Origin of the sequence: Amycolatopsis sp. SID8362 (genome assembly GCF_010550475.1) — a bacterium.
In the GTDB taxonomy this organism is placed as follows: domain Bacteria; phylum Actinomycetota; class Actinomycetes; order Mycobacteriales; family Pseudonocardiaceae; genus Amycolatopsis; species Amycolatopsis eburnea.
The window spans coordinates 1-8,518 of the sequence record NZ_JAAGNB010000442.1; the positions used below are offsets into that span (position 1 = coordinate 1).

The following is an 8,518-nucleotide window of genomic DNA, read 5'->3' on the forward strand; positions in this document are numbered from 1 at the left end:
TCATGGCCCGGAACCTCCTCGACATCCACGCGGCGACGCCCGGCCGGACGCTGGTGTTCGCGAACAACGGCCACCTGCGGCGGACGGGGTCCGGCGCCGGCGCGATCGTGGCGGCGCTGCTCGGCGACCGGTACGCCGTGATCGCCGGCAGCCTGGGCCGCAGCGAAGCACTCGGGCTCGGCGAGCCGGCCGCGGACACCTACGAAGGCCTGCTGCAGCGCGGCACCGACGGCTGGCGGCTGACCGCCGACGTCCCGCCCGGCCGGACCCGCACCGACACCAAGCCCGAGCAGGGGTACTTCCCGCTGGACGCGGAAATGCTCGGCGGCGTCGACGCCGTGCTGCACCTGGCTTGAACACACGGGGTCGTGAGTGTTTAGGGCGGTTCTAACCGCCCTAAACACTCACGACCGGCCGCGGCAGAGTGCTTACGGGTAGCTGACCACGTTGACCGGCACCGTGCCCGAAGGCGTGACACCGCCCGCGTCGTTGATGACGTGCGTGATCGTGCCGCGGTAGTTGAGCGAAACCGTCAGCAGGTCGTGGAACTTCACGCCGCTGGTGTTCGGCACCTCGAACGCGTGGTAGCTGGACACCGCCGGGTTGGTGTCGAAGAAGCAGTAGCTCCCGAGACCCCACGCCTCATGCGTGGTCACGTTCGACGCGACCTTGTAGGCGGCGTACCCGGCGACGCCCGAAGGCGCGTTCCACGACGCCTGGTTCGGGACGTCGTAGGGCATTTCGTTCTGGAAGAAGATCGTCTTCCCGCCCTGGCCGTTCCAGATCACCTGGTACTTCTGGTAGTGCTCGACGAACAGGCCGGTGGCCAGCACGTTCGCGCCGTTCACCACGAGCCCGGTGTCGGCCGTGTTCGTGGTCCAGCCGTACGTGCCCGCGTTGCCGTGGTCGGCCCGCCACGCCCAGATGTGGTCGATGATCGTGTCGGAGCTGTTGACGATCAGGCTGTTCGTCGCCTTGCCGGCGATCGCGCCCCCGATCCGGAAGAACACGTCCTGGATCGTCGTCGGGTTCGAGGCGTGCGACGCCGACGACCCGGACTGCCCGACGGTCAGCAGGGCCTGCGAGTTCGTCGTGCCCGCGTCGAAGAGCAGGCCCTTGAGCCGCACACCGTCCACATCGGACACCTGCATCGCGTTGACGCCGTTGTCGGGCACCAGCGTCGGGTAGCCGATGCCGAGGATGGTCGTGTTCGCCTTGGTCACGTTGAGCGTCTGGTTGAGGTGGTAGACGCCCGGCGTGAAGAACAGGTTGCAGCCCGCGGAAAGGGCGTTGTTGATGGACGCGGCCGTGTCACCGGACTTCACGACGTAGAACTGGCTCATCGGCGCCGACGTGCCCGGGGTGCTGCCGTTCGCCCAGCTCGGGCCGGACGCGTTGGTGCGCAGGGAAGGCAGGAACACGCGGTACTTGCCGGAGCCGTCGACGTAGAGGTAGGGCACGTCGCGCGAGACCGGGGTCGTGGCCAGCGTGGTCTCCGGCGGGTTCGGGAACGTGTTCGCCGGCGCGCCGCTGGTGCCGGAGAAGACCATGTTCCAGACGCCGCCCGCCCAGCTGCCGAGCTGCGAATCGCGGGTGTACCACTGCTGCTGCGACACCGACGCGGCCTGGCCGGCGACCTTCGTGTCGGCGATGTAGCCGCCGCTGGCGTAGCCGTAGCTCGCCGGGTACAGCTGCAGCCCGCCGCGGACGTCCATCCGGCGGAACGGCGCGGCCTGCGCGACCGCCCAGCGCTCGTTGCCGCCGGACGGGTTGACCGCCATGTTCTCGGCCGAGCGCCAGAAGTTCTGCAGTGCGACGCCGTTGTCGGAGGCGTTGAAGGCGTCGACGGTGACGTCGCCGTTGATCAGGACGTCGCCGGGGTTCTGCCCGAGGCCGGCGACCGAGGTGTAGAAGCCGACGTTGTCGTGCACGTTGTTGTACGTGCCGGGCTTGAAGAGGTGCGCGACGCGCCGGTCCGCCATCTGCGCGGTGAGCGTGTCCTTCTGGTTGTTGAAGTCGGTGTCCAGCTGGGCCTGGATCGTCGCCGCGGACATGCCGGGGTCGAAGATCCGCACGTTCGGCCCGAAGTCCGGCGTGTCGGACTGCGTCGGGCAGCCGGCCTGGGTGCCGATCGTGTAGGTCGCGCTCGACACCGGCGACGTCGTCGAGCCGGACTTGAGCGCGATCGCGTTGACCGTGCGGGAGTTCGGCACGCTGATCGGTCCGCTGTAGAGCGTCGAGGACGCGGTCGGCGTCGAACCGTCCACTGTGTACCGGATGGTCGCGCCCGAGGTCGCGCTGCTGAGCGTCACCGTCTGGGCGGAGGAGTACGTGCCGCCGGGCGGGCTGAACGTCGGCGCCGCGACCGTCGTCGTGCCGCCGCCGACGGTGTAGCTGAAGTGCGGGGTGTCGTACTGCGGCCCGCTCTTCTCGTAGGTGAACCAGTAGTCCAGCGTGTTCCCGGTGCTCAGGCCGCCGACGGTGGTCCGCCAGGTGCCGGAGCCGTTGGTCATCCGCACGTTCTGCTGGCCGAGGCCGGGCACGCCGGTGTAGTGGACGTCCACGTACAGCGCGGGGGTCGTCGGGGTGAAGTTGATTTGCACCTGCGTCGAGCTGAGCTGGCTGACGCTCTGCGTGTAGTCGTCCGCGGCGAGGGCGGCGGGGGCGCTCAGCCCCGCCGCCACCAGCAGTGCGGATGCGACGAGCGCGAGCCTCGGGCCGCGTCGTCGAAGCTTGTCCAGGGTCCGGGTCACGCCGACCTCCGCCGTTGGGGATCCACGAGCATTCGTTGTGAGTGACAACAAATTAGCTCCCGCTCAGCGGATCGTTGATCACTTTTTGGTAACACTTGTCTGGACCAATCCGCGAATGGGTGAAGCGTTTCGTGGCTCTTCGTCTGATTGGCTACTCAGTGGGCGAATGACTGAACCGAGAAACATGCTTCTGCCGGGTGACCTCGATCGAGTGACATGCGACGATCCCGTGCCACTCGTCCCCTACCGAGGAGTAGGCAATGTCGCCTCCACGGCTGCTCCGGTCCCTCATCGTCCTCACCCTCATCGCCGCCCCGCTGACCGTGGCCACCTCGACCGCCGAAGCCGCTCCCCTGCGGAGCGGCGGCGTCGTCAGCTTCGGCTGCGCCACGTCGGGCAAGCTGCACTGCCTCGGCAAGTCGATCCGGTCCCCGAAGGGCTCCGGCCCGCTGCTCACCTCGACCCCGGTCGGCTACGGCCCGGCCGAGATCCAAGCCGCGTACAACCTCGGCGGGTTGCACGCGAACGGCAAGACCGTCGCCATCGTGGACGCCCAGGACGCGCCGACGGCCGAAGCCGACCTGGCCAAGTTCCGGTCCGCGCGCGGGCTTTCGCCGTGCACGACGGCCAACGGCTGCTTCAAGAAGGTCAACCAGAACGGCGCGGCGAGCCCGCTGCCCGCGCCCGACTACGGCTGGGCGATGGAGATCAGCCTCGACCTCGACGCGGCGTCGGCGACCTGCCCGGACTGCAAGATCCTGTTGGTGGAGGCCAATTCCCCGGACACCGACCCGCTGATGACCGCGGTCGACACGGCCGCGGCCACGCCGGGCGTGGTGGCGATCTCCAACAGCTACGGCGGCACCGAAGACTCGACGATCCTGGCCGCGGACGCCCACCTGAACCACCCGGGTATCGCGGTCACGGCGTCCTCGGGCGACTCCGGCTACGGCGTCAGCTGGCCGGCTTCGTCGCCGTACGTCACGGCGGTGGGCGGCACGACGCTCAAGAAGTCCACGACCGCCGCGCGCGGCTGGACCGAGACGACGTGGAAGGGCAGCGGCAGCGGGTGTTCCGCGCTGGAGGCGAAACCGGCGTGGCAGCACGACACCGGGTGCGCCAAGCGGACGGTCGCGGACGTCTCGGCGGTCGCGGACCCGGCCACCGGGCTCGGCGTCTACGACACGTACAACAGCTGCGGCAGCTCGTCGTTCTGCGACCTGCTGCTGTCGCTGGGCCTCGCCCAGGGCGCGGACGGCTGGATCCAGGTCGGCGGGACGAGCCTGTCGTCGCCGGTGATCGCGAGCGTGTACGCGCTGGCGGGGAACTCCGTGACGTCGGGGTCCTACCCGTACGCGCACGCCGACGGGCTGTACGACGTGACGTCGGGCTCGAACGGCAGCTGCGGCGGGACGTACCTCTGCACGGCGGGCCCCGGGTACGACGGGCCGACCGGGCTGGGCACGCCGCACGGGACAGCCGGGTTCTGAGCGCGGGCCCCGGCCGGATGTCATGAACGGGTCGTTCACCTCGTCGGACGACATGAACGACCCGTTCATGACATTCCCTCGCGCCGGCTGCCGGGGTGGGCCGCACAGTCGACACGACGGTGGGGCGGGCCCCTTGAGCCGTTCAGGACACCCCCGCGACGCCGGGTTCTGAGCGCGGGTGGCCCCGGCGAGCGCGCCGGGGCCACCGTCCACATGCCACGGACGGGTGACCTTTGCATGCGGTCCGCCGGTGCGGGGTAAGGATGACTGCATGCTGGACACCGAGCTGCTCTCGCGGACGCCCTCGCGGGCGCTCGACGTCGTCACCCCGCTCGGCGACGTGCGCTTCGCCGTCCGCGTCGGCGGGTGGGACGTGCCGGCGAAACCGGAACTGACCTGGGGTCTGGACTCCGGCTCCCGGCTGTGCCGGTGGCGGCACCGGTCCGTGCGGCTCGACGTGCTCTCCGGCGTCACCAAGACCGAGCAACCCGGGGTCACCCGGGAAACCGTCATCTTCCGCGTGCTGGCCCGGGAAGCGCTCAGCGAGTTCGTCGTCCAGGCCGGACTCGCCGCTCCGCCGCCGGACGTCCGCGGCGGAGAAGGCGCTTTCACGGCCGCGACCGCCGACGCCGTGGTGAGCGTCGGCGGTCCCGGTGCGGAAATGCTGCTGCACTGCTCGCGCACCGGGCAGCACGTGCCGCCGTACTGGTCGGGGCAGCTGGCCGACGCCGTCCGGCTCGACGGCGCGCGGCTCACCTGGCAGCTGCCCGGCGTCGACCGCGGCGACTACGCCGAGCTGTGGGTCTCCGTCGCCTGGAGCGGGCCGGACGGGGACCCCGGCCGCGCCGTCGACATCGACCCGGGGCGGGTGCTACGGGAGCTGACCCAGTGAAATCCGGTCCAGATCCGGAGCTCCCGCGAGGTCGTTGCCGATCCGGAACGCATTGGCGCCCGCGGTCAGCGTCACCGGGACCGAAGTGGTGTACGGGGTGTTGTTCCCCGCGCCGCTGACCTTCACCTCGACCGGCGTGCCCCCGTTGACCGACACGAAGTACGACCGGTCGCCGTTGACGGTGAAGTCGAGGAACAGCTCGTACTGCCCCCCGCGGGGACGACCACGTCCGGGAACGTCACCGCCGCGCCGGCGCCGCCCCCGATGTTGCGGACCTTCTGCCCGCCCGAGCACTGCGAACAGCTCGTGACCCCGGCGTCCCCGATGTCGTTGGCCGAGTCCTCCGCCTCGCGCATGAACACCCGGTCCGTCGGACGCGGCTTGACCACCACCGGTTTGCTGACCGACTTCGCGCGGCCGAGCGTCGCGAACGACGCCGTCACCGGGATGGTCACGTCCCCGGCCGCCGGGGCGGTCACCGTCCACGATCCACTGAGGACTTGACCGAGCCGCAGGTTCGACGCGGTCACCGGGGTGCCTTCGAGCGTCCAGCCCGCCGGGACGACCGGCGCCAGCGTGACGTCGTCGATCGGGTCGTCGACGTCGAGCCGCAGCGACGCGGTGATCGTCATCGACTGCCTGCCGGGCGAAACCCATTGCACGCCGGCGGGTTGGACCGTCAGCGTCGTCTTCGGCGTGTACGACTCGGGCGGCAGCGGTGCCACCGCGATGCGGTCCAGACCTGTCGTGCCGGAGACCTTGATCGTGTTGGGCCCGGCGACGAGCGGCGCGGCGATGGCGCCCGGCGCGCTGACCGTGACGGGTGCCGCGCCGTTGACGCTCACCGAGAGCGTGCCCGGCCCGGTCGTGTCCAGCTGCAGGCGCGAGGGGCCCGACGCCTGGACGTTCCGGAAGACGACGGCGCCGCGGTCGAGACCGGTGACGGCCGAAGTGCCCGAGCACGCCTCGCACCAGACCGGGGAAGCCTTGCCCTCGAAGCCGTTGCGCCACGATTCCGCCTCCAGCGGCACTTCGCCGCGCGGGTCCGGGTAGCCGTAGGCGACGTCGACCTCGTCGAGCGCGAGCTGGTGGAAGAACGGCTTGGCCTGCGGACCGGACCACGTGTTCAGCACTTCGAGCTTGAGGTACCGGGCGTGCACCTCGCCGACGTCGACGAACTGCACCCCGCGGGTGCTGGGCAGCGCGCCGGTCCGCACCGTGCGCCAGGTCTTCCCGTCGTCGCTGGCGTCGACGCGGTAGTCCTTGATCCGCGCGGAATCCTCGGCTCGGCCGAACGATTCCCGCGCGTACGTCGGCGATGACTCACGTTCGTGCACCGCGACGTAGGCCGTCGACCGCTTCTTCCCGAGGTCGAGGGTGATCGACACGGGTTGCTGACCGTCGGCGTCCCAGTAGTTTTCGTAGCTGCCGTCGACGAGGTTCGCCGCCGGGTGTCCCGGTGCGGCCGCCGACGCGGTCGCCTTGATCGTGCTCTTGTCGTAGAAGTACTGCTGCCCGGCGGTTTCCACCCGGAACACCGTGTCGTAGGCGTCCCAGTCCGTGATGTCCAGAATGGACAGATAGCCGCCGGACTGCGCGAACCGCACCGGTTTTCCGGTGCGCAGGTCCGAGACGCGCGTGACGCGGTAGCCGTTGTCCCGCAGCCGGACCAGGTTCGTCGACGGCCGCGTCACCACGTGGACGTACTGCGTAGCGCCTTTCACGGTGATGACGCCGTGCGCGCCGTCGTTCCAGAAGCCCGGCTGCATGCCGCCGTACAGGTAGCCGCCGCCTTCGGTGCCCTGCAACGACTCCTTGATCGGCTGGGTCCAGGATGCCATGAAGTCGTTGAACTCCTCCTGCCGCGGCGGGAACTTCCCGTTCAGCATGGCGGTTTCGGCCATCAGCGACTTGATCGACGAACCCGCGTTCGTGATGTAGCGGCCGGTGGAGAGCCGGAAGTCGACGGCCTGGTCGCCGCCGCTGTACCACCAGTCGCCGTTGGTCGGCAGCTTGTAGTCGGCTTCGGTGAGCCGTGGCATCGGCGTGTAGACCGCCTGCGGGTAGTCGTAGGACGGTGTCATGCCGGTCTTCTGCTCGTTGCTGACCGTGTCCATGATCGGGGTGTCCTCGTTGTTGTTGCTCAGCAACCAGGACGGCCGCTTCTCGCGGATGTGCTCGTAGAGCCCGTGCTGTTCCCAGTACTCGTTGTCGTTGTCGATCCAGAACCCGGCGAGGTCGCGGTAGCGGTCCATGACCTCGTCGAAGAGGTCATAGCCGAACTCGCCGAAGCCGGCGCGGGTGGTCAGGTCGACCGGCTTGCCCTTGTACGCCGAGTAGGCGGCCGAATCGAGCGACTCGTGGCCGGTTTCGTTGTGCCACTGGGGATCGTCGGTCATGTACAACAGGACGCGGACGCCCTTGGCCTGGCCGGCGGCGATCAGCTCGCCGAGGAAGTCGCGCTGGGTCGAGCAGCTGCCGGGGATCTTCGACGGCCACGGCCGCGCGTAGCCCAGCCTGCTGTGGAACGTGGCGAGCACGACGTAGGACGCGCCGAGCTTCTTCGCCTCGTCGATCCAGTAGTCCGGCGTCCAGCCGCCGGCGGTGACGTCGTGCTCCCAGGCAGTGCAGTCGGTGTGCCGCGGCGCGGTGAACATGCCCCAGTGCAGGAACAGCCCGGCCGTCGAGGCGCGTAGCCAGTCCTGGCGCGGGTGCCGCAGTTCGGCGTTCGCCGGGGTGATCAGGGTCGCCAGCAGCACGGTGGCCGCGGCGAGGCAGGCTCGGACTCTCATGGCCGCTCCTTCGTTGGAGAGATCCGATGATTGTCAGCTGATATATCGTACGTCAAGGGTGGATGCCGCTCAGCGGGACCGAATCATCAGACGTGTCACATTTTCGCGGCGCGATACGTCAAGGTGGTGACGCACGCGAAAGGATCACCCGTGAACGACGACTTCCTGGCCCGGAGCTTCGAGACCCACCGCGACCACCTTCGGGCCGTCGCCTACCGGATGCTGGGCTCGCTGAGCGAGGCCGAAGACGCCGTCCAGGAGTCCTGGCTGCGGCTGAGCCGGAGCGACAGCGCCGCCGTCGAGAACCTGGGCGGCTGGCTGACGACGGTCGTCGGCCGGGTCTGCCTCGACATGCTGCGGTCGCGCAAGGCGCGGCGCGAGGAGCCGTGGGACACGCTGGTGCCGGACCCGATCGTCAGCCGCGAGGACGCCGGCCCCGAGCACGAGGTGCTGATGGCGGACTCGGTCGGCCTCGCGCTGCTGGTCGTGCTGGACACGCTCACCCCGGGCGAGCGGCTGGCGTTCGTGCTGCGGGACATGTTCGCGATGCCGTTCGAGGAGATCGCCCCGATCGTCGGCCGCTCCGAAGCG

Annotated in this window: 5 protein-coding genes and 1 pseudogene; 4 read left to right on the top strand and 2 right to left on the bottom strand. The window is 69.6% G+C overall.

Annotation, left to right across the window (positions count from 1 at the left end; all coding sequences use genetic code 11):
* Positions 1–356: erythromycin esterase family protein (locus tag G3I65_RS13965; protein WP_160696489.1), on the top strand; the 356-nt coding region annotated here is incomplete at its 5' end.
* Between the two features lie 72 nt (positions 357–428).
* On the opposite strand, the gene G3I65_RS13970 is transcribed toward G3I65_RS13965, so the two are convergent.
* Complete coding sequence (locus tag G3I65_RS13970; protein WP_160696490.1) at positions 429–2,753, bottom strand: chitobiase/beta-hexosaminidase C-terminal domain-containing protein; 2,325 nt, start codon at positions 2,751–2,753, stop codon at positions 429–431.
* Positions 2,754–3,013: 260 nt separating this feature from the next.
* On the opposite strand from G3I65_RS13970, the gene G3I65_RS13975 reads away from it, so the two are divergent.
* Positions 3,014–4,243: a S53 family peptidase gene (locus G3I65_RS13975; RefSeq protein ID WP_160696491.1), complete on the top strand. Its 1,230-nt coding sequence runs from the start codon at positions 3,014–3,016 to the stop codon at positions 4,241–4,243.
* Positions 4,244–4,514: 271 nt separating this feature from the next.
* Positions 4,515–5,135, top strand: a complete 621-nt coding sequence (locus tag G3I65_RS13980; protein WP_160696492.1) for a hypothetical protein — start codon at positions 4,515–4,517, stop codon at positions 5,133–5,135.
* On the opposite strand, the pseudogene G3I65_RS13985 reads toward G3I65_RS13980, so the two are convergent.
* Positions 5,115–7,927, bottom strand: a pseudogene (locus G3I65_RS13985) (discoidin domain-containing protein). The gene G3I65_RS13980 and the pseudogene G3I65_RS13985 overlap by 21 nt on opposite strands.
* A 150-nt stretch (positions 7,928–8,077) precedes the next feature.
* Here G3I65_RS13985 and G3I65_RS13990 point away from each other — a divergent pair.
* The coding region (locus tag G3I65_RS13990; protein ID WP_160696493.1) for a sigma-70 family RNA polymerase sigma factor at positions 8,078–8,518 on the top strand (441 nt) is incomplete at its 3' end.